Annotated in this window: 13 protein-coding genes and 1 tRNA gene; 4 read left to right on the top strand and 10 right to left on the bottom strand. The window is 66.9% G+C overall.

All coding sequences use genetic code 11. The features are described from left to right. Positions 1-261: 261 nt before the first annotated feature. The 4 genes from BSF38_RS06515 (at position 262) to BSF38_RS06500 (ending at position 9,207) form a co-directional block, all read left to right on the top strand. Positions 262-786, top strand: a complete 525-nt coding sequence (locus BSF38_RS06515) for a sigma-70 family RNA polymerase sigma factor (RefSeq protein WP_076344078.1) — start codon at positions 262-264, stop codon at positions 784-786. Beyond that, positions 783-2,453 (top strand): FecR domain-containing protein, encoded by a 1,671-nt coding sequence (locus tag BSF38_RS06510; RefSeq protein WP_076344076.1) that lies wholly within the window; start codon positions 783-785, stop codon positions 2,451-2,453. Before BSF38_RS06515 ends, BSF38_RS06510 begins: the two co-directional genes overlap by 4 nt. Positions 2,454-2,527: 74 nt before the next feature. After that, positions 2,528-6,856 carry a PVC-type heme-binding CxxCH protein gene (locus tag BSF38_RS06505; RefSeq protein ID WP_076344074.1) on the top strand — a complete coding sequence of 1,443 codons (4,329 nt, stop codon included), beginning with the start codon at positions 2,528-2,530 and terminating at the stop codon, positions 6,854-6,856. 101 nt (positions 6,857-6,957) lie between these two features. Further along, complete coding sequence (locus tag BSF38_RS06500) at positions 6,958-9,207, top strand: glycoside hydrolase family 2 protein (RefSeq protein ID WP_237170772.1); 2,250 nt, start codon at positions 6,958-6,960, stop codon at positions 9,205-9,207. 77 nt (positions 9,208-9,284) lie between these two features. On the opposite strand, the gene BSF38_RS06495 is transcribed toward BSF38_RS06500, so the two are convergent. The 10 genes from BSF38_RS06495 to BSF38_RS06450 all read right to left on the bottom strand — a co-directional run bounded on the left by BSF38_RS06495 (position 9,285) and on the right by BSF38_RS06450 (position 22,850). Beyond that, a complete protein-coding gene (locus BSF38_RS06495) occupies positions 9,285-10,151 on the bottom strand; it encodes an SWIM zinc finger family protein (RefSeq protein ID WP_076344072.1) in 867 nt (288 codons plus the stop codon). A gap of 35 nt (positions 10,152-10,186) precedes the next feature. Beyond that, entirely contained in the window at positions 10,187-13,303 is a 3,117-nt protein-coding gene (locus BSF38_RS06490; protein ID WP_076344070.1) for a DEAD/DEAH box helicase, read from the bottom strand. A 130-nt stretch (positions 13,304-13,433) separates the two neighbouring features. Beyond that, positions 13,434-16,334 carry a CRTAC1 family protein gene (locus tag BSF38_RS06485; RefSeq protein WP_076350638.1) on the bottom strand — a complete coding sequence of 967 codons (2,901 nt, stop codon included), beginning with the start codon at positions 16,332-16,334 and terminating at the stop codon, positions 13,434-13,436. Positions 16,335-16,455: 121 nt separating this feature from the next. Further along, entirely contained in the window at positions 16,456-17,610 is a 1,155-nt protein-coding gene (locus tag BSF38_RS06480) for a DUF1559 domain-containing protein (RefSeq protein WP_076344068.1), read from the bottom strand. Positions 17,611-18,138: 528 nt separating this feature from the next. After that, a complete protein-coding gene (locus BSF38_RS06475) occupies positions 18,139-18,351 on the bottom strand; it encodes a hypothetical protein (protein WP_145951997.1) in 213 nt (70 codons plus the stop codon). A 621-nt stretch (positions 18,352-18,972) separates the two neighbouring features. Further along, positions 18,973-19,055 (bottom strand) — tRNA-Leu (locus BSF38_RS06470). Positions 19,056-19,177: 122 nt separating this feature from the next. Continuing rightward, positions 19,178-19,516 carry a hypothetical protein gene (locus tag BSF38_RS06465; protein ID WP_076344064.1) on the bottom strand — a complete coding sequence of 113 codons (339 nt, stop codon included), beginning with the start codon at positions 19,514-19,516 and terminating at the stop codon, positions 19,178-19,180. A gap of 57 nt (positions 19,517-19,573) precedes the next feature. After that, a complete protein-coding gene (locus BSF38_RS06460; RefSeq protein WP_237170771.1) occupies positions 19,574-20,527 on the bottom strand; it encodes a type II secretion system F family protein in 954 nt (317 codons plus the stop codon). Positions 20,528-20,533: 6 nt separating this feature from the next. Beyond that, complete coding sequence (locus BSF38_RS06455) at positions 20,534-21,505, bottom strand: type II secretion system F family protein (RefSeq protein ID WP_076344062.1); 972 nt, start codon at positions 21,503-21,505, stop codon at positions 20,534-20,536. Between the two features lie 19 nt (positions 21,506-21,524). After that, a complete protein-coding gene (locus BSF38_RS06450; protein WP_076350636.1) occupies positions 21,525-22,850 on the bottom strand; it encodes a TadA family conjugal transfer-associated ATPase in 1,326 nt (441 codons plus the stop codon). Between the last annotated feature and the right edge of the window lie 129 nt (positions 22,851-22,979).

Genomic DNA, 22,979 nt, shown 5'->3' with positions numbered 1-22,979 from the left:
CGGAGCTATCGTCGTCGCCGCTACCGGTCAGGTCGGTGTTGCCGGAGCCAGGCGTCGGCGGCGACGCCATGCACTGCTTGTAGTAAGCGTTGGGCGTCGTCTCCAGCGCGTTCTGGGCTCTCGGCGGGGCGTGAGCGGGTCTCGACTCTGAAAGAATCCAGGATTCCGGATCGGTTTTTCCATTCGCAGGGTGACAAGCGGCCGTGGCCGGCTGATACCTTTATAGAAGTGTCGACGGCCTCGTACCCTGTGGATGCGATCATGAGCGACAAGCGAGCCGAGTTCTCCGAGAGGCTCCAGCGCTGTCAGACGCAGATCTTCTCCTACATCTATTCACTCGTGCGCGACATGGACGACGCCGACGACGTGTTCCAACAGACCGGTCTGGCGCTCTGGCGAAAATACGAACAATACGATCCGACGAGGAGCTTCGTCGCCTGGGCTTGCGGGGTCGCCCGGTTCGAGGCGTCCAACTTCCTGAGAAGCCGCAGCCGCGACCGACTCTACTTCAGCGACGATTTGAACATCCTGCTGATTGAGGCCTGGGAGGCCGTCGCGCGGGAGAATCAGGAGGAGCGACTCGACGCACTCGCCGGCTGCGTCGACAAGCTGCGCGAACGGGACCGCGAGCTGCTCGAAGCCTGCTATCGCCGATCGGTCCGCATCCCTCAGATCGCCGAGACCTGGGGGCGATCGCCGCAGAGCATCCACAACTCGCTCAAGCGGATCAGGGAGGCCCTCTGCGAGTGCGTCCGAAGATCCTTGGTCCAGGGAGCGCGCGCATGAGCGACGTCGATCCTTCTCTCCGCCCACTCGACGATCTGATCCAGGCCTCGTGCGACGGCCTGCTCGACGACGCTTCGCTGCGCGAACTTGAGCGGCGGTTGTCGGCCGACGCCGAGGCCCGGCGGTCCTTCGCCGAGGCGCACCTGGTACATTCCGAGATCCGCTTCGTCGTCCGATCCCGGCACGCTTCCGAGGCGCTCCGGACCCAGCTCCGCGACGTCGCGACGGACGGGCCGACGATCGCGTCGCCAGCCCGCCGTTGGTCTCTCCGTCGGTTCGCTCCGACGGAGACGGTCGGCAAGCTGGCGGCGGCGGTCGTGCTGTTCGCCCTCGGCTGGGGCTTCCTGGCGATGGGACGGCCGCGTCCGGCCACCGCGCCGGCGACGTCCGAGCCCTCGAACGTCGCCTGGCTGGTGAACGCGCAAGACTGCCAATGGGCCGCGGACGAGTCGGAGATGCCCGGTCGCGACATGAGAGCCGGCAAGCTCCTCAAGCTCCGGGTCGGCCTGGCGGAGATCGAGTTCGACCAGGGCGCCCGGGTGCTGCTCCAGGGTCCGGCGATCGTTGAATTACTGACCGGCAACAGCGCAAGGCTCGTGTCGGGCAAGATGACGGCGCAGGTGCCGCCCAGAGCCAAGGGGTTTATGGTCCTCTCTCCGACCGGCAAGGTGGTCGACCTCGGCACCGAGTTCGGCCTGACGGTCGACGATCGCGGCAACACCACGGTGAAGGTCTTCAAGGGAGAGGTCCAGGCCTCGCCGCTCGCGACGCCGGACAAGCGGTCGCCGGCGCTGACGCTGCTCAAGGATCAGGTCGCGTTGATCGCCCCCCGATCGGTTGAAATCGAGGACCCCACGGTTCAAGGCGAAGACGCCTCGCGGTTCGTCCGCGCCATCGACCCTCCCCGCGTGATCGTCCCTCGCAGTCTCGAACTCGACTTTTCGGCCCCCCGTCCGGGGACGCTGAGCGACGCGGCCGGCATGGGCATCGGCCTGACGCACCGGCTGCCGGGAACGGGAAGCTCGCTCCCTGGCCTCGATCCGAATCTCCGGCTCGATCCGGCGGCCCGCGCCCTCCGGCTCACGACCACCCGAAGCGACATCAACAAGCAGACTAACCTGGCGAGGGGCGAATACCTGGGCTTCCGGCTGGCCGACCTGGGCTTCACCGGCGCCGAGGACTTCGAGATCAGCGCCACGATCCCGGAGATCCCCGGTCTGGAGCAGGTCGGCCAGTTCGGCCTCTACGCCGGCAGGAAAAGCGATTCCAACATTCGAGGCGGCCTGATCAGCCAGAACGAGCGCGATCAGTACAGGCTCTTCCTGGTGAACAACGACGGCGGGATCGACGCCGACATCCACGAGATCGGCGTGATGAACACCGGCGAGGATCTCAAGCTGACCTTGAGGAGACGGCGAGGACGGTACTCGCTGATCGTCGAGAACCAGACCCGTCAGAGTTCCAGCACGCTCTCGATCGCGCACCGACCGTTCCTGGACGGAGCCGCCGACCTCTACGTCGGGGTCTTCGGGGCCAACACGCAGAGCGACGTCAGCAAGACCTTGACCATCCGGAACGTCTCGGTGACCGTCCTCTCATCGAGGCTGGCGAGCCTGCCGACGAGCCTCGACGGTTTCCGGCTGGCCTCGTCTCAAGACTTCCCCTGATTTTCGCGACTCGACGTCAGGCGCTCTCCCGATCGACCCTTGACCCTCTCTGGATCCGATAAGAGACCGACATCATGATACACACCCTCATCGCCTTCCTCGGCCTGACCGCCGCGATCGCGGCGGAGGCCCCGGCGCCCGCCACGGCCGAGCCTCGACCGATCCGCGTCCTCTTCCTGGGCGATCGCGGCCACCACGATCCGGCCGACCGCGCGGCGCAGATCACGCCCGTCCTGGCCCTTCGCGGCATCGACGCGACCTATACCGAGAAGGTGACGGACCTCGACCCCAAGACGCTGGCGAACTACGACGCCGTTTTGATCTACGCCAACATCGACGAGATCGCCCCCGCGCAAGAGAAGGCGCTGCTTGATTTCGTCGAAGGGGGAGGGGGGTTCGTCCCGATCCACTGCGCCTCGTTCTGCTTCCGCAACGCGCCGAAGTACGTGGCGCTCGTCGGGGCGCAGTTCAAGAGCCACGGCGAGGGGGCGTTCGAGACCCGCGTGGTCGACGCCGAGCATCCGATCACCAAGGGCCTGCTTCCGTTCCGGACCTGGGACGAGACCTACGTTCACGACCTGCACAACACCGAAGGCCGCCACGTCCTCCAGATGCGCGACCAGGAGCCGTGGACGTGGACCCGCGCGCAGGGCAAGGGACGCGTCTTCTATACCGCGTACGGCCATGACTCGCGGACCTGGGAACAGCCGGGCTTTCAGGATCTGCTCGAGCGCGGGATTCGGTGGGCGGCGGGCAAGCCGGTCTTCGACAGTCGCCCGGCCGTCGCTTCGAACTTGAAGCCGGTTCCGCTCACCGAGGCGGCCGGCGACATCCCCAACTACCTGCCGTCCAACAAGTGGGGGACTCAGGGCGAGCCCTACCGCAAGATGCCCGAGCCGCTCCCCGCCAGTGAGTCGATCAAGCGCCTCGTCCTGCCGAACGGCTTCGAAGCCCAGCTTTTCGCGACCGAGCCCGAGATCGCCAAGCCGATCTGCATGGCCTGGGACCATCGCGGGCGGCTCTGGGTCGCGGAAAGTTATGACTATCCGAACGTCAAACGATCCAGGAGCGCCACTGGACGCGACCGGATCAAGATCTGCGAGGACCGCGACGGCGACGGCCGGTCCGAGACGTTCACGATCTTCGCCGACGGCCTGAACATCCCCACGAGCCTCTGCCTCGCCTCGGGGGGCGTGATCGTCCAGCAGGCGCCCGACACGCTGTTCCTCCAGGACACGGACGGCGACGACAAGGCCGACGTCCGCAAGGTCCTCTTCACGGGCTGGGGAACGAGCGACACCCACGCCGGGCCGAGCAACCTGCGGTGGGGGCCGGACAACTGGATCTGGGGGATCGTCGGCTATTCCGCGTTCAACGGGACAGTCGGCGGCGAGCGTCACCAGTTCGGCCAGGGGGTCTACCGGTTCAAGCCCGACGGCTCGAAGCTGGAGTTCCTCCGCAGCACCAACAACAACTCATGGGGGCTCGGATTCAGCGAGGAGGGCCTGGCGTTCGCCTCGACCGCCAACGGCTGCCCGAGCGTCTTCCTGGCGGTGCCGAACCGCTATTACGAATCGGTGCGCGGCTGGTCGCCGAGCGTTCTCAGGTCGATCGCCGCGACGAACTCGTTCTACCCCGTGACCGATAAGGTGCGCCAGGTCGACTTCCACGGCGGCTTCACCGCCGCCGCCGGCCACGCCCTCTACACGGCGCGGAACTATCCGAAGCCCTACTGGAACCGCACAGCCTTCGTCACCGAGCCGACGGGGCACCTCGTCGCCACGTTCACGCTCGAACCCAAGGGGAGCGACTTCGCGGCCTACAACGGCTGGAACCTTCTGGCCAGCCACGACGAATGGACCGCGCCGATCGTCGCCGAGGTCGGCCCCGACGGCAACGTCTGGGTCGTCGACTGGTACAACTACATCGTCCAGCACAACCCGACGCCGCAAGGATTCAAGACCGGCAAGGGGGGCGCCTACGAGACCCCGATCCGCGACCAGACCCACGGCCGGATCTATCGCGTGGTTCATCGAGCTGGGAAGTCCGCCAAGCAGGCCCCGCTCGATCCCGCCCAGCCCGACGCGCTCGTCGCGGCCCTCAAGAGCGACAACCAGTTCTGGCGGCTGCACGCCCAGCGCCTGCTGGTCGAGCGCGGCAAGCTCGACGTGACGCCCGCGCTGGCCGCGCTGGTCGCCGATCCGTCGGTCGATGCGATCGGACTGAACCCGGCCGCGATCCACGCCCTCTGGACGCTCCAGGGCTTGAAGGCGTTCGACGACGACGGAGCGCGGAAGGCCGCGACGGCCGCCCTCAAACACCCGTCGGCTGGCGTCCGCCGCAATGCGATCGCGGCGCTGCCGCACGACGCCGCCACCGCCGACGCGATCGTGGCGGCCGGTTTGCTGTCCGCCGCCGACGCCCAGGTGCGACTCGCCGCCTTGTTGAGCCTCGCCGACGCTCCCAGCACGCCGGATTCGGCGCGCGGGATGGCGACGGCCCTCGCGCACGGGCTGGGCGAGGGGGACCACTGGCTGACCGACGCCGCCACGAGCGCGGCGGCGGCTCACCCCGAACCGTTCTTGAAGGCCCTCGCGACGATCAAGGCTGAGGGCGAGCCGTCGGCGGCGTTGCGAACCGTCGTCGAGCGGACCGCCGAGCACTACGCGCGGGGCGGGCCGGTCGAATCGGTCGGCGGTCTGTTCGCGGCCTGGACCTCGGCGACCGAACAGCCGTTCGGCCGGGCGATCGCCGAGCGCGTCATCGCGGGCGTGAGCAAGGGATGGCCCGGCGACAAGCCGGCGAAGCTCGACGCCGAAAGTGAAGCCGCGCTCGTGCGGCTTGCCGAGCGGCTGCCGCTGGAGGCCCGCGGCCGGCTCGTCAACCTGGGCTCGCGGTGGGGAAGCAAGGCGATGAAGGAAGCCGCCGGCTCGATCGCCAAGAACCTGTTGCTCAAGCTGAGCGACGCCTCGAAGCCGGAAGCCGAGCGAATCACCGCCGGCCGCGAGGTCGTCGAGCTTCGGCCCGAAGACGACGCCGTCGCCGCCGAGATCGTCGCGCAGATCACGCCGCGCACCTCGCCGACGCTCGCCACAGCGCTCGTCGAAGCCTTGACGAACGGGCGAGCCCGGGCGACGGGCAAGACCCTGCTCTCGGCCCTGGGCTCGATGACCCCGTCCACGCGGGTCGTCGCCATCCGCGCCTTGCTCGGCCGGGCCGACTGGACCGCCGACCTGCTCGACGCCGTCGACTCGGGCGCGGTCGGCTGGGACCAGTTCACGCTCGACCAGAAGCAAGCGCTCGTCGCCCACCCCTCGAAAGCCGTCGCCGACAGGGCCAAGGAGCTGATCGCCCGGGGCGGCGGTCTTCCCGACCGCGACCGCCAGGCGGTCATTGACCAGCTTGCCAAGGTCGTGCTCCAGGGAGGAGACCCGACGCACGGCAAGAAGGTGTTCACCGACCAGTGCGCCAAGTGCCACAAGTACAACGGGGAAGGGGGGCAAGTCGGCCCCGACCTCAGCGGCATGGCCGCGCATCCGAAGAGCGAGCTGCTGGTCAACATCATCGACCCGAGCCGGAGCGTCGAGGGCAACTTCGTGCAGTACTCGGTCGCCATGACCGACGGCCGAGTGCTCAACGGCCTGCTGTCGTCCGAATCGAAGACGTCGGTCGAGCTGCTGGACGCCGAGGCCAAAACGCACGTCATCCTCCGCGACGACATCGACGAGCTGACGGCCTCGAAGAAGTCGATCATGCCCGAGGGCTTCGAGAAACAGGTGAGCGCGAGCGACGTCGCCGACTTGCTGGCCTTCCTCACCCAGCACGGCAAGTACCTGCCGCTCGACCTCCGCAAGGCGGCGACGGTCGTCACCACGCAGGGGATGTTCTACGCCTCGGAGTCGCCCGTCGAACGGCTGATTTTCCCCGACTGGTCGACCAAGACGTTCGAGGGCGTGCCTTACCAGCTCGTCGACCCGCGCGGCGACAAGTCGCCCAACGCCGTGATGCTGTTCTCGCCGCTGGGTGCGATTCCCCCTCGGATGCCGAAATCGGTCTCACTCCCCTGCAACGCGCCGGCGAAGGCCGTCCACTTGCTCAGCGGCGTGAGCGGATGGGGCTTCAACGGCGGCGAGGCGCGGAAGACGGTCTCGATGATCGTCCGGCTCCACTACGCCGACGGCAAGGTCGAGGACCACGCGCTGCGTGACGGCGTCGAGTTCGCCGATTATATTCGAGTGGTCGACGTCCCCGGCTCGCAACTCGCGTTCAAGCTCGACGGCCGCCAGCTTCGGCACGTCCGGGTCCAGCCCGAACGGTCCGATCCGATCGACCATATCGAGCTGGTGAAAGGCCCCGACCACACCGCGCCGGTCGTCATGGCGGTGACGTTGGAAACCGAATGATCCCTCCAGGGTCAGAAAACCTCGCCGCGATCGGCCGCGCGCTTCGAAACTTGGATTTGAAGCGCGCGGCCGGCGGCCTCTCCCAAGGGAAAGTCAACGCCGTGAAACACGCCAGTCTGACCTTCATGCTGCTCGCCGGCCTGCCGGCCCTGTCGCGAGCGGACGACGCCCCGAAGTGGCATCCGGTCAAGGGAACCCTGCAAACCCGCTGGGCCGCGCAGGTCGATCCCGCGAAAGCTCTCGACGAGTACCCGCGTCCCCAGATGGTCCGCCCGTCCTGGATGAAACTCAACGGCCTCTGGCAGTACGCCATCCAGTCCAATCGCGACGGGCGGCCCGCCGTCTACGAAGGGAACATCCTCGTTCCGTTCCCGGTCGAGTCGTCGCTCAGCGGCGTCAAGCGGTCGGTGAGTCCCGACCAGAGGCTCTGGTATCGCCGCACGTTCTCGTTGCCGAAGCCGCCCGCCGACACCCGCTACTTGCTCCACTTCGGCGCGGTCGACTGGCACGCCACGGTCTACGTCAACGGCGACAAGGTCGGCGAGCACAAGGGGGGCTTCGACCCGTTCTCGTTCGACGTCACCGACTTCCTCGACCCCGAGAAGCGGTCCCAGGAGATCATCGTCTCGGTCTGGGACCCGACCGACTCCGCCAGCCAGCCGCGCGGCAAGCAAGTGCTCAAGCCCGAAGGCATCTGGTACACGGCCAACACCGGCATCTGGCAGACCGTCTGGCTTGAGCCCGTCCCGACGCGACACGTCGAGTCGCTCAAGATCGTCACCGACGTCGACGCGGGCGAGGTTCGGATCACGCCCAGGCTCTCCGGCGCCGACTCCGAAACAAGCGTCACGGCGACCGTCCTTGAGATCGGCAAGACGGTCGGCGAGGCGACCGGCCGCGCGGGCTCGACCCTGACGATCAAGGTGCCCGACGCCAAGCTCTGGAGCCCCGACCGGCCGTTCCTTTACGACCTGAGAGTCGCGATCAAGGGGGGCGACCAGGTCCACTCCTACTTCGGCATGCGGAAGATCGCCCTCGCCAAGGACGCGGCCGGCGTCAACCGGCTCTTCCTCAACAACCAGCCGCTGTTCCAGGCGGGCCCGCTCGACCAGGGCTGGTGGCCCGACGGCCTGTACACCGCGCCCACCGACGAGGCCCTCAAGTACGACCTGGAAATCACCAAGCAACTCGGCTTCAACATGGTGCGCAAGCACATCAAGGTCGAGCCCGCCCGCTGGTATCGCCACTGTGACACGATGGGCCTCCTCGTGTGGCAGGACATGCCCTCGGCCGACAACAAGGACGAGGCGTCCCACAAGCAATTCGCCGCCGAGTGGGAGCGGATCATCGACGCCTTGCACAACCATCCGTCGATCGTGATGTGGGTTCCGTTCAACGAGGGATGGGGCCAGCACGACACGCCGAAGGTCGTCGAATGGACCAAGAAGCACGACCCGACCCGGCTGGTCAACAACGCCAGCGGCTGGACCGACAAGGGGGTCGGCGACGTCAACGACATGCACAATTACCCCGGCCCCGGCATGCCGCCGGTCGAAGCCGCCCGCGCGGCGGTGCTCGGCGAGTTCGGCGGCCTCGGCCTACCGCTCGCCGGCCACCTCTGGGTCGACAAGAACAACTGGGGATACAAGACGTTCCCCAACCAGGCCGAGCTGACCAAGGCCTACCTCGACCTCAACGAACGCCTCCGGGGGCTCGCCGCGCTGGGCCTGAGCGCCTCGGTCTACACCCAGACGACCGACGTCGAGATCGAGGTCAACGGCCTGATGACCTACGACCGCGCCGTGCTCAAGGTTCCCGCCGATGCGGCCGCCGCGGTGTTGAAGCCGCTCTACCAACCCCTGCCTGCCGCGAAGGTCCTGGCGGCGACCTCGCAGACGACGCCCCAGACGTGGAAGTACACGACCAACCCGGTCGGCCCGGACTGGACGAAGCCCGACTTCGACGACGCCTCGTGGTCGTCCGGCCCCGGCGGTTTCGGCGCCAAGGGAACCCCCGGCGCGGTGGTCCACACCGAGTGGAAGACCAACGAGATCCATCTCCGTCGCGAGTTCCAGGCCGAGCCCGGAGCGGTCGACAGCCTCTTGCTCTCGATCCACCACGACGAGGACGCCGAGGTCTACCTCAACGGCGTGCTCGTGTCGAAGCAGCCTGGCCACGTCGGCGACTACCAGTTCCTCCCGCTCGATCGGAAGGCCGTCGAGGCCCTCAAGCCCGGCCGCAACGTTCTGGCCGTCTCGTGCCGCCAGTCCGCCGGCGGCCAGTACATCGACGTCGGCCTGATCGAGATCAAGTCGGCCCCGCCCGCCACGGCGAGCGCCGCCAAGCCGTGAGTTCGTCGCTTGGGGCACGGGCCGAGGCCGAATTCCCTTCTCCCGCAAGGGGAGAAGGCATGTTCACAACAGCTTGCTTACTCGGCCTGGGCCGCCGGCCCGAGGAGCACGTCCAGGCCGCGCGGCGAGGCCGAGGCGTAGATCGGGCTCAAGGCGTCCAGAAACGGCGTCTCGCCGCGCCAGAACGGGAATCCGCCGAGCCGTCGGGCCAGGGCCGCCGGCTCGCGCGGGATCTCCACCGCACCGAGGGAATCCTCGATCTGGACGCCCGACTCGCCCCAGAAGATCTCGACCCGGGCGTTCAGCGGCTCGACGGGACGGGGAGCCGTCACCGGCGCGGGCGGAGCCGACCCCAGCCGCGACGTCAGGGCCTCGCGGCCCAGACCGCGCAGCGTGAAGATGAGGAACGGGTCGCGGTCGAACTCCTCGCTCAGCAGGTAGTAGACCGCCGCGATGTGCTTGCACGGGTTCGACCAGTCGGGACACGAACAATCGGTCTTCAAGTCCCCGAGCTTGGCGGGGAACAGCGAAAGGCCGACTTCCGTGAACACCTCTTCAATCTCCTGGGGCATCTCGCCGGCCAGGAGCTTCGCCGCGAACAGCGCTTGCCGGCCGAGCGCGTCGAGCACCTTCGCCCAGTCGGACTTGGAGAGCGTCTTGACCTCGATCGTGACGTTGTACGGCTTGGGCCGCGAGCCCTGCACCTTGGCCGTGACCTTGCCGTTCTCGATCGTGATCGAGAGCACCTGGCCCTTCCGCGCATACGACCGCCCGCGCGCCAGCCGCGCCCCGATGTCGAAGCCTTCCAGCACCTGAATCCAGCGTTTCGCCCACCAGCTCTCGCCGAACGCGCCGCGCTTCGACTGCGACCTGATCCCCCCCTCGGCCTTCACCGGCCGGGAACGTGGATGGCCCCAGTCGTCCCAACCCCATCGACCGGACATCGCGTCTCTCCCTTCGTTTCGGCTCCCGGACCAGATCAGCCCTCCAGCGCGGATTCCCGCAGTGCGAACAGGTCTTTCAACTCCTTGTTCGAGAGTTTGGTGAGCCAGGCTTCGCCGCTGCCGACGACCCGTCCGGCGACTTCCTTCTTATCCTCGATCATCGCGTCGATCCTCTCTTCGAGCGTGCCGACGCAGACGAACTTGTGAACCTGCACCCGCCGCGTCTGGCCGATCCGGAACGCGCGGTCGGTCGCCTGATTCTCCACCGCCGGGTTCCACCAGCGGTCGAAATGAAACACGTGGTTCGCGGCCGTCAGGTTCAAGCCCGTTCCGCCGGCCTTGAGCGAGAGGATGAAGATCGGCGGCCCGTCGTCCCCCTTGGCCTGGAATCGCTCGACCATCCGGTCTCGCTGCGCCTTGGGCGTCGCGCCGTGGAGGAACAGCACCTCGCGGCCGAACGTCTCCTGAAGATGGTTCTTGAGCAGCGTCCCCATCTCGGCGAACTGGGTGAAAACCAGAGCGCGGTCGCCGACCGAGAGCGCCTCGTCGAGCATCTCCGTCAGCCGCGCCAGCTTGCCCGAGCGGCCGGAGACCGCCGAGTGGTCGCCGAGGAATTGCGCCGGATGATTGCAGACCTGTTTCAGTTTCATGAGCGTCGCCAGGACGATCCCCTTGCGCTGGACCCCCTCGGTCGATTCGATCCGCTCGGCCGTCTCCTCGACCACGGCGGCGTAAAGCGACCCTTGCTCCTTGGTCAGCGTACAGAAGACCTTCATCTCCAGCTTCTCTGGCAGGTCGGCGATGATCGACTTGTCGGACTTGAGCCGTCGCAGGACGAACGGCGCGGTCAGACGCTGAAGCCGGCGGGCGGCCTCGGGATCGCGACCGACCTGGATCGGAACGTGGAACGTGCGCTTGAACTCGGCCTGGGTGCCGAGCCAGCCGGGATTCAGGAACTCGATGATCGACCAGAGGTCGCCGACGTGGTTCTCGACCGGCGTGCCGGTCAGGGCGATGCGGTGCTCGGCCTGGAGCGCCCGCGCCGCCTTCGCCTGCTTGGTCTGCGGGTTCTTGATGTTCTGCGCCTCGTCCAGCACCAGCGCGGTCCACGCCGGCTGCTTCAAGACTTCGAAGTCACGGTGTAGAAGCGCGTAGCTCGACAGCACCAGGGCGTGCTTCGCGGCCTGCTTCTTGAAGTCGGCCCCCCGGGCGCGCTCCAGGCCGTGATGGACCATCACGGGGAGATCGGGCGTGAACCGAGCGGCCTCCTTGCTCCAGTTGCCGACGACCGACGTCGGGCAGATCAAGAGCGTCGGCTTGCGACGCCGTGCAGGGCGCGACTCCCATTCGCGCTGGATCAGGGCGAGGGTCTGGATCGTCTTGCCCAAACCCATGTCGTCGGCCAGGCAGGCTCCGAAGCCCCAGCGGCCGAGGAAGCCGAGCCACGAGAAACCGCGCGTTTGGTAGGGCCGAAGCTCGCCGTGGAAGCCGTCGGGCGGGTCGAGCGTCTCGAAGCCCGAAGCCCCTTCGAGCTGGGCGAGTAGGTCCGCGAGCCATCCCGACGCTTTCACTCCCTCGAAATCGAGCGAGCCGGGAGGTTTCGCAGCGCCGAGCGCCATGTGCACAGCCTCCCGGGCCGTGATCGACGTCTCCCCCTTCGCCGTCCAGTACGCGAGAGCCGCCTGGATCTCTTCCGGGTTCAGCTCGACCCAGCGGCCGCGCACCTTAACGAGCGGCGTCTTGAGCTTCGCCAGGGCCTTCAACTCGCTGAGCGTTAGAGTCTCGTCCCCCAGCGCGACCTCCCAGCGGAACTTGAGGACCTCGTCGAGCGACAGCCCGGCCTTGCTGGTCATCTTTGGCGACGCGACCACCGCCCGTGCCGCCAGCCGGAGCTTGGTCCCCTTGCGGGTCCACCAGGCGGGCAAGAAGACGCCGAAGCCAGCCTCTTCCAGCACTCCAGCCTTCTCCGAGAGGAATTCGTACGCCCCGGCGGCGTCGAGCGTGTATCCCGAAGGCGCGGCCGATTTCAGGCTAGCTTCGATTCGAGGGCTCAGCGCGGCGGCCTGGCCGAGGGCCGACAGCAAGTACTCGCGCGGTCGGAAGCCGTCGCGTTCGAGGATCGCCGCTTCGCGCCCGCTCCCCTTCCACGCGGTCGCGGCCGGGACCAAAAGGCTCGGGTCGCCGACCGCCTGGAGGAGATAGGCGATCCGCCAACGGTCGGCGTCCTTGCCCGATTCGGCTTCCGGCTCTTCCAGCCGCAGGCAGAGCCGGAACGGCGCGGACGCGGCGACGTCGAGCGGCTGACGCCACTGTCGCGTTTGTTCGGCCAGCTTCGCCAGCTCGACGGGATCGCCTGTCATATGGCCGTCCGGCGAGCGCAGGGCGTAGAGCCACTGATCGTGCAGGCTCGGAAACCGCCTCTGGACCTTGCCGGGCGGCCCCGACGCGGACCGCACCAGGTAGTCGACGACCGCCCCCAGAGTCTCGGCGAGCAAGTCCGATGCGGACGACCGCGGCGGCTCGCCGTCGTCGGGCCCGAGCGCGCGGCAGGCGTGCGGCATCAACCGGGCGAGATGCTCGGCCTGGAGCCGCTCCGCGCCGGTCAGCACCGGCTCCCAGACCGCCTGGAACGTCGGACCGACGGCGTCCGCGATCAGGCCGGGAAGATACCGCTGCCGCGCGACGAGCGCCCCGGCGAACCGCAACACGGTCGCCCAGTAATTCAGCGACTTGCCGACGACCACGCCCGGCCCCCAGGTCGTCCGGTCGACAGCGGCGAGTAAGACCGCGACCGCCTGCTCGGTCGTCAAAATCAGGGCCGGCGTCTCCCATGGAGCGATCTTGACCGCGCCTTGATCCTCCGGCCCGTCGGTCAGAAGCGGGCTCGACGGCAACGCCCCTCGCTCGTTCGACGGCAGCCAAGCGACCCAGTGCCGCGGCGGCTGCTTGGAGAACGCAACGCCGGGGACTTCGGAGGACGCCGCCTCGGCGAGATGATCCGCATCAAGGGCGAACCGGGACCGTGAAACCCGCGCGGGCTCGGCACCCCGCGTCGACTTTCGTTTCCGCGTCGGCTGTTCCGGCATTCCCGTCGACGTCTCGCCCCAGAGCACAAACCGGCCGCCCCAGGCGGAGGCGTGAAGGATTATCATGGTCCGGAATTCTTTCTTAAACGCCCGGCGACGCGAGGCCGTCCAACCGCCGGCTCACGCGGGGGCGCCATCCCTATTGTGTCCCTCTCGGTTCACGGCCGCAACCGACTCGCCACGCGCGCTCCCGCGTTCAGGGGAACTGCTTCGGCTCGGGATCGCCCTCGCGGATCTGATAGACGTGATCCGCCGCCATCTTATCGATCACCTGGCGACGACCCGACGGCCAGTGAATCTCGGCGCGGTCGACGACGGTCGCCGTTCCCAGGCCGAAATGGAGCAGGGGAGTTCCCGCCGACTGGTAGCTGCCGCCGCCGTGGCGATAGCCGATCTGGCGTCGGCCGCCGGCCGTGATCGCCACTTCCGCGCCGACGGCGTCGCGATTCGACGTGTCGCCGACGAGCTTGAAGCCGATGTGGTGGTTGGTCGAGTCCGCTTGCCGCAAACAGGCGAGCGGCTGGTTCTCGGACAGGATGATGACTTCAGGGCGGCCGTCGGAATCCAGGTCGCCGACCGCCAGACCGCGCGCCAGGCGGGGGACGGACCAGGAGGCCCCCGATCGATCGGAGACGTCCGCGAGCCGGCCGGACCCGACGCCCCGAAAGAGCTGCGCGGGCATCGCGTATGGAGTGGCCGGCCGGTAGTCGTTGACGTGGCCGTTGGCCTGCGCCAGGTCGAGCCGGCCGTCGTTGTCGGCGTCGAAAGCGGCGATCCCGAAGCCGAGCATGTAGCGCGTGGGGGCGGCGAGGCCGGCGGCCGTCGAGCGATCGCTGAACACGCCGCCGCCGTGGTTGTGGTACAGGCTCGTCGACTCGCCGTAGAAGTTCGTCACGGCCAGGTCGATTTTGCCGTCGTCGTCGAGATCGCCGCAAGCGATCCCCATGCCGGCCAGGTAGCCGCCGCCGGCCGCCGCCGCCAGGCCCGACTCGGCGGCCTCGTCAACGAACTTGAAGCCGCCGAGGTTGCGAAAATAGTAGTTGGGCGTCGTGTCGTTGGCGACGAAGAGGTCGAGCTTGCCGTCGCCGTCGAGGTCGGCAGCCACCACCCCCAGGCCTCGACCGTTGGCGTCGACGATCCCCGAGCCCTCGGTCACATCCACGAACCGGCCGCCGTCGTTGCGGAAGACGTGGTCCGGAAGCGCGGGGAACAGGCGAGGGTCGCAGTAGGAGAGCCCCGGCTTCGAAGGATTGGGACAGTCCATCGGATCGTTCTCGTCCCACTTCAGGTAATGGCAGACGTAGAGGTCGAGGTCGCCGTCGCCGTCGAGATCGGCGAAGGCCGCCGAGGTCGGCCAGTCGCGATCGCCCCCCAGTCCCGACGCCTTGGTGGCGTCCTCGAAGGTTCCGTCGCCCTTGTTGCGATAGAGCGCATAGCTTCGCCACCGCGTGACGAACAGGTCGGGGCGACCGTCGCCGTCGTAGTCGCCGACCGCCACGCCGTGGCCGTAACCGCCGGGGAACTTCGCGAGTCCGGCCGCCTCGGTGGCGTCCTCGAACTTGCCGTCGCCGCGATTGTGAAACAGCCGATCACCGAACGGCTGCGACGGTCGCGGCGGAAATGCGCCCCCCTGGACGGTGTAGACGTCGAGCCGGCCGTCGCCGTCGAAATCGAGGACGCCCACCCCGCCGCTCATCGTCTCGGGAAGCTGCCTGCGGTCGCTCCGGCCGTTGTCGAAGGTGAAATTTAGCCCCCGGATCGCGGCCTCGTCGCGGTAAACGGGAACGGCCGCCGAAGCGGGCGCGGGCCTCCTGGCCTCGACCTTCGCGACGATCGGCCCGAGCCAATCGGCGACGGTGCGGTTTCGGTCCTCGGAGGACGGTTCCGACGGAGCAACGGCAAGCGCCTTGATCCGGGCGGCGGCGGCGGACTGGGTCGATGGCTCGCGCGTTTTCCGCTCGGCCAGCCGCCACCAGGCTTTCGCTTCCTCGCGGTCGCCCAGACTCTCGGACACGGCCGCCAGCTCGGCCGCGTGGGCCGACGGGTCGGCCTCGGCGAACAAGACGCGTCGACGCTCGCGGACGGCCTCAAGGTCGGCCTTGCGGCGGCGGAGAGTCGACACCCGTTCCACCTGGCCGTCCTCGGCTGCGATGTCAGCCAGCCGCTCGATCGCCGCGAGGTCGCCCGGCCCGATCGCCAGGACCGCTTCGAGGCTGGTTCGCTCGGCGCCGCGATCACCGGCCTTCGACGCCAGCCACGCCCGCAGTCGGTGTTTTTCGATCGTCGACAGTCGGTCGGATGGAACCTGGGCCGCGGCCTGGACCGCCTCGAGGGGCCGGTCGGCGGCCTTGCTCAAGTGCAGCCGGGCGAGCCGGACGAGCGGATCGGCCGGGGCCGACTGCTCGCACTTCGACAGCCACCGATCCGCCTCGTCGAAGCGCCCCGCGCGGATTTCGAGGTTCGCCAGGCCGAGCCAGACGCGGTCGTCGTCCGGACTTTTCCGATGCGCGTCGTCGAGGGCCTGGCGGACGCCGTCGACGGGATACGAGGTCCCGGCGATTTCGCCGAGTGTTCGCAACAACTCGGTCGGATCTTGCAGCCGCTCGATCCTGTGAAGTAAGAGTCGACGGTAATCGTCGGTTCTGCCGGTCACCGCGTACAGCGGTCCAAGCGCTCGCGACGCCTCTTCGCCGACCTGGCCGCTGGCTCGCGCAGCCCGCTCCAGCGCAGCCTCGGCGATTCGGTAGCGGCCGAGATCGAGAGCCGCCCGGCCAGTCGCGAGCGCGGCCTGAGCCGCGCGGGGGTCGTTTTCGGGCACGCTCCCGAACGCCGCGATGGCCGCCGCGAGGTCGCCGGATTGCATCGAGCCGACGCCGAGCCAGTACGCGACCTCGCCGTCCGTGGGGCGGCTTTGGGCGAGCCGATCGAGACGCTCGAGGGCGCTGGGATAGCGCTCGGCTTCGAGGTCTTCACGGGCGAGACGGAGGTCGTCCTGAAACCGCCGATCGCGATAGGCGTGCACGGCCAGCCAGCCCGACGCCGCAAGCAGGACGAGCAAGACCAGAACCAGGACGGGAACCAGCAGGCGATGCGACATCAGGTTGCGGCCTCGCAAGCCTCGGAGTCAACGACAAGACCCGGCCGAGTATGAAGCCCGGCCGGGCCTGGACGGAAAAACAGTCGCGTTCGATTCAGATCACGCGGCTACGTCGCTTAAATCAATAAGCGTCGGAGCTGATGACCTCGCCGTTGGCCTTGGTGCCCAACTGCATCCAGGTGACCATGTTGACCGAATCCTTGATGAACTTGACGGAGCCGTCGCCCATCAGGCAGTTGACGCCGCCCGGGTGGTTGCTCTGGGCGTTCGAGAACGAAGAGTCGTCCGGACCGCAGCCGCCGCAGTCCTGGCGGCAGGAGTTGAACGAATACTGCTTCGAGTTCGGCGGAACGATCGTGTGGAACAGGGTCATCGTGGTGGCGCCCCAGCCCCAGCGATTGCCGTTCACGTTCGAGATGTTGGTGTTGCCGTTGGTCGCCCCCTGCTTGTAAGCCTGCGTGCAAGCCTGAAGTGCGGAGGTCAACGTGGCGATCGGAATGATCGAAGCGTCGAACACGGACCCGGCGGTGGCGCCGCCAACGCCGGTCACCGAATTATTCGGCCGGAACACGGACGGGTTGCTCACGTCGCCGACGAGCGACTCAGAGAACGCGATCGTGTTCGAGGTGCCGTCCGTGATGTCGCGAATGCCGTACGAGTACCAGTAGGTGAAAACCCCCGTCGAGGAGGAGATGTTCGTCTGACCGCCGGCAATACCGAGCGGGTCGGGCGGAGCGGACGAGTAGCCAGGACCCGGCGTCCAGTTCCAGCTCGCGCTTGTAGTGCCAATGCTGCCCCGATAGCTGTTCGTATTGGGGGTGCCAGTGCCGATCGACACGGTGCCGCGCGCGACGTTGCCGTCGGAGGGACACATGTAAGCGGCGATCACGGCCTTCCAGGCGGTGCCGTTGATAAACGAGGCGGAGTTGTAACCACCCGCATACATGAAGTTGATCGAGTTGTAGATCGGCGTCTGCTCCATGTAAGGGAGCATCTCGGCGTGGGCGCTCCACTCGGTCCAGCCGGCGTAATTCTTATTCTGGAGGTACGGATCGGCCGCAGCCTCCGATTTCCCCTGGGGGAACGTGCCGACGGACTGGTGGTAGTTGTGCATCGCCAACCCGATCTGCTTCAGGTTGTTGACGCACTGGGCGCGGCGAGCGGCCTCGCGGGCGGACTGGACGGCGGGCAAGAGCAAGGCGATCAAAACGGCGATGATGGCGATAACCACGAGGAGTTCAATTAGAGTGAACCCCCGACGTACACTGGAACTCATGGACGTAACTCCGGTCAAAACAAAGATAAGAGCGGAAGAATCCCGACTGTCGACAAGGCCCGGCGACCCTCCACGCGCAGCGTCGAGGCCCCCGGCCTTGAAGTTTCACTTGATCTTGTGCCAGGAGCCCACGTCCGACCACGACCTGGCGGGGCTGGGCAAGGCTGGCTTGGCTTGGCTTTTCAACTCGGCCGACCGAGCGACGAGGAGGGCACGCTCCTCTCCACTCCACAGTCGACCATGGGAGCGTGATCTTGGACAGGTCGACCCCGCCGTTGGAATTCCAGCATTCACTTCGGCTGAGACCGTTCAGGGGCGATCGAAGTCAACGCACGAACGGTTGGTTGATTTGGGGACGGCTCCAAGACGAGAGCGTGGCACGCCTCGCTGAAAACCTATGGGGACGATCGAGACGAGATTCAGGTCGATGCCCGCGTCTGCCGTCATTGTCAGTCAAGCGTCAAACAACCCTCATTCGGCTGCGAATTTCGTTCCAACGTATCGAAAAAGTCGCAGCGGAGGATTCGGTTACTTGGCGGGGGTTTCCGCGGCGGGAGTCACCGCGGCCGGGGCGGCCGCCTTCGCCGCCTTGGCACTGTTCGCGCCCGCAACGCCCTGCTTGCCGTAAGCCTTCTGGCGAGCTTCCATTTCGTTCTTCTGGACCTTCTCGGTGTCGGCCGGGGTCGCCTCAGGCGCGGAGCCGCTGTCGCAGCCCGCGGTCAAAGCCAAAACACCAACCACACCAGCTCCCATGCAGAGCCGGAACGCACTCAGTTGTCGCGGGAAGCGCATTGCGTGTCCTTCAGTAGTGGTGATTTCCGCTGAGGTCGGAAGGGCCGGCGATGAGCTCAGCCAGGCCTTCGGTAAGGACGCACGACCTAATAGAGACCACAGCGGGACAAACAGATGCAGGTCTGATGGCAAAATACGTATTCTCCAGAACTATCAGGATGGTACATCAGTGTCAACTAGTCAGACACTCACTACCACTCCGAATCTTCACGGAGTTCGGTTTTATCGACAGGATTCGCGCCAGGACTCACTACGGCCAGGCCGGGACGACGGGTGGAAGTCGTCGGTTCAACCGTGGTCGTTTCGTTTCCACCACATCGTTCCGATGATTTGATGAGCTGAGAGTCCATCCAGTTCGGTCCCAGGAAAGCGCCGCCATGGGGACGACTCTTCACTCCCGGTTCGAGGCCGGGAAGCGAGGCCTGGACGGCGCATCGAGGGAGGAACTCGAAACACGCTGGATGAAACGACCACGGCCCGAGAGCCCGGGACCGAGGAACGTGGTTAGATAGGGAACAGGAATCAAGCTGTCCGTGAAAGCGCGACAAGCCGTGTCGCCGTCGCCAAGAGTACCGAAGGTGGGACTTGAACCCACACGGGTGTTACCCCACCGGATTTTGAGTCCGGCGCGTCTGCCATTCCGCCACTTCGGCAATGCAGAGAGCCAGCATGATTTGGAAGGCCGCACCTGTCAACCCCTCGTGCTTTCGTTCCGAGTCGGACGCACTCCGTACTCTTGTATTTTCGTCGTGATCGTCGTCGTCGTTCCGTCGCTTCAGCGCCTCAGCATCAGCATGGAGAGAGTCATGGCGACGCCGGCGGCCAGGAGGACGTGCGACGGCTGCCAGGGGACGTGCTGGAAGCACGGCAGGATTATCGCGCCGACCTCGTCCTGAAGCCGGCCGAGCAGTTCGCAGGTCCAGTCGAGGGCGGGGGTGCGCGCTTCGGCCGACATTCCCAGCGCCCTCTTCCAGTTCGCCGCACAGAGCAAAACGCCCTCATAGAGGATAGGGACGCTCACGGCCGCCAGCACGACGCCGACGACGAGCCGAGGCAGCCGCGGGGCAGGGCGGGCGGCAAGGGACTCGTCGAGGCCGATGGACTGTTTCCGCATGGTGGGTCCGGACTCTTTCCCGATTGCGACCGGCCGAGCCGTCTCGGCCTTGTGAACTCAGCCTTTCTTCATCATGACCGTGGCGATCTGGATTGCCGCAGGACCGACCAGCACGACGAAGACGCCTGGAAAGATGAAGAGAATCAGCGGGATCATGATCTTCACGGCGGTCTTCGCGGCTCGTTCTTCCGCCAGGTGCCGCCGCTTGAGCCGCATGGCGTCGGATTGAACGCGAAGCGCGGAGCCGACGCTCGCGCCGAACTTCTCGGCCTGAATGATGACGGCGGCCAGCGACCGCATGTCGTCGACGCCGGTGCGCACCCCGAGGTCGCGCAGAACGTCGCGCCGCGCGCGGCCCATCTGGAGCTGGAAATTGGCGATGGCGAACTCTTCGCAGAGGACGGGGCACGAGGTCGACAGCTCTGACGTCACGCGCCGCATGGCGGCGTCGAGGCCGAGCCCGGCTTCGATGCAGACGACCATCAGGTCGAGCGCGTCGGGCAGGCCGAGGAAGATCGCCTCGAACCGCCGCTTCTTGAACGAATCGACGATCATTCCCGGCAGATAGAAGCCGACCGCGCCGCCGATGATCGTCAGGGTCAGCGTGTTGGTCGTCATCCCCGACCTGAGAAACAGCACCGGAAACGCGATGGCCAGGCCCACCAGCAGCAGGATCAACTTGGCGCCGTAGAAGACGGCGACGGACTGCTCGTGACGGAAGCCGGCGTTGAGAAGTTTGACCCGAACCTTGCCCAGTTCCTCGGCGTCGGACGGACGCAACGATCGACCGAGCTTGTCGGCCGCCTGGGTGACCTGCTTGTGGAATCGCTCTTGCCGCTTGGCGATCGACTCCTCGGACGCCTGCCGCCCGTTGGCGGGGTTCATGATCCGCCGGAGCCGTTCGTCGCCGGCCGCCGGCCGACCGGCGAAGGCGCTCAGGCACGCCCAGACGGCCAGGGTGATCGCCGCGAAGACGACCAGCGGTACCATAGTTTCGAGAGTCAGGATCATCGCGGGTCACACCTTGATGGCCACGATCTTGTTGATCATCCAGGCTCCCAGGAGCTGGAAGGCGACGGTCGCGGCCAGCATCTTGGTTCCCACGGGCGTCGTGAACAGGGGGCTGACATACTTATAGTTCGTAAATGAAAGGAATGCCAAAAGACCCGGAGGAAGGGCCAACAGGACGATTCCCGAGAGCCTTCCCTCGGCCGTGAGCGCCTTGACATGTCCCATCAGTTCGAATCGCTGGCGGATCAGGCGACCGATCTTGTCGAGGACTTCGGCGAGGTCGCCGCCGGTGGCGCGCTGGATGACGACGGCGATCACGAAGAACCGGACGTCCATAGTCGGTATCCGGTCGGCCAGGTTGCGGAGCGAGATCTCGATCGGCACGCCGAGGTTTTGCTCCTCGAAGACGCGGTGGAACTCGTCGGCGATCGGCCCCTTCATCTCCTCGGCGACGAGCCTGAGGCCCGACGCCAGGCCGTGGCCGGCGCGAAGGGCGCGACTGATCAGCTCGACGGCTTCGGGCATGGCGTCGACGAACGCCCTGATCCGATTGCTCCGCCGCTTCATGAGCCAGAAAAAAGGGATCGCCGCGAGGAACCCGCCCGCCAGCGGCGCAAGCAGCGGCGAGAGCCCGAACGCGAACGCGGCGAGCGCCCCCACGACTCCCAGGCCGACGACGATCATCATGAACCGGTTGAAGGGCAGACTGACGTCAGCCTGCTCGTAGAGCGTGTTGAGTCGCTCGGGATCAGGGATCAGCCTCGTCCAGAGCGAGCCGCCGCCGAGGTTGATGGCCGACGGCCGCAACAGGATGCCGCTGGAGAGATCGGCCTTGGCCCGGCCCTTGACGCCGCTGGTCAAGCCCTCCAGACGCTGGTCGGCCGGGGCCGTCGCGGCGGACGTCATGCCGCCGAGCGCCGCCACGACGAGCATGACGCTCGCCCCGATCGCCAGTGATATCAGCAACGTCGCGTCCATCGTGGTCGAACTCCGTGGGTCAGTCCTTGAGCAGCACCTTTTGACGGAAGATCTCGGGCGAGACGTGCACCCCCGACGATTCGAGGCGGTCCATGAACGTCGGCCGGATTCCGGTCGACGAGAATTCGCCAAACGCGCGACCGTCGGCGTCGACGCCGATCAGACGGAAGGCGAAGATTTCTTGCATGATGATCGTGTCGCCCTCCATGCCGACCACCTCCGAGATGCTCGTCACCTTGCGCGGGCCTCCCTGAAGGCGGCTGGCCTGGATGATGAGGTCGACGGCCGAGGCGAACTGCGACCGCAACGCGCGGATCGGAAGTTCGAGGCCGGCCATGCTGATCATGGTTTCGAGACGGCTCATGGCGTCGCGGGGTGTGTTGGCGTGGACGGTGGTCATCGACCCCTCGTGGCCGGTGTTCATCGCCTGGATCATGTCGAGCGTCTCGGCTCCCCGGCACTCCCCGATGATGATCCGGTCGGGCCGCATTCGGAGGGCGTTTTTGACGAGGTCGGTGGCGGTCACCGCGCCTCGGCCCTCGATGTTGGGGGGCCGGGTTTCGAGCCGGACGACGTGGTCTTGCTGGAGCTGAAGCTCGGCGGCGTCCTCGATCGTGATGACCCGGTGATCGGGCTGAATGAAGCTCGACAGCGTATTCAAGAGCGTGGTTTTGCCCGAGCCGGTGCCGCCCGAAATGATGATGTTGAGCCGGGCCTTCATCGCCCCTTCCATGAGCGTGAGCATCTCGGGCGTGAACGCCTTGAACTTGAGAAGGTCGTGCTGCGAGAGGGGCTTGGAGCCGAACAAGCGGATGGTGACGGTCGGGCCGTCGAGGGCCAGGGGGGGGATGATGGCGTTGAACCGCGAGCCGTTGGGGAGCCGGGCGTCGACCATCGGCGAGGTTTCGTCGACCCGGCGGCCGACGCGCGAAACGATCCGGTCGATGATCTGCAACAGGTGGTCGTTGTCACGGAAGACGACCTCCGACTTCTGAATCCGCCCCCCCTTCTCGATATAGACCTTCTTGGGGCCGTTGATCATGATGTCGCCGATCTTGTCGTCCTTGAGCAGCAGTTCGAGCGGGCCGAAGCCGAACGTCTCGTCGAGGACCTCGTTGACCAGCCGCTGGCGTTCGTTGCGGTTGAGCAGCGGGTTCTCGGTGTCGCAAAGCTGCTCGACAAGCGCCCGGATCTCGTTGCGGAGAGTCTTCGGGTCCATCTCGGCGACCCGGTTCATGTCGAGCCGGTCGACGAGCTGCATGTGAATGTGACGCTTGAGCGTCTCGTACTGCTGCTCGGCTTCGGAGGGCCCCTCGGGCTTCCGCGGCGGCTCCGGTTCAGGCATCGGCGCGACCGGGGGCGGGACATAGCTCGGCGCCGGCTGGCCGGAGGCCTCCGCGACGGTCGACGTAGGCTCGACCGCGACGGCCTCGGCAAGCCCTCCCAGCGCGGGCCTCGCCCCGAACGGACCACG

Source organism: Paludisphaera borealis (assembly GCF_001956985.1).
Taxonomy (GTDB): domain Bacteria; phylum Planctomycetota; class Planctomycetia; order Isosphaerales; family Isosphaeraceae; genus Paludisphaera; species Paludisphaera borealis.
The sequence above is the reverse complement of the archived record's forward strand: the minus strand, read 5'-3'. Positions and strand labels throughout refer to the sequence as shown.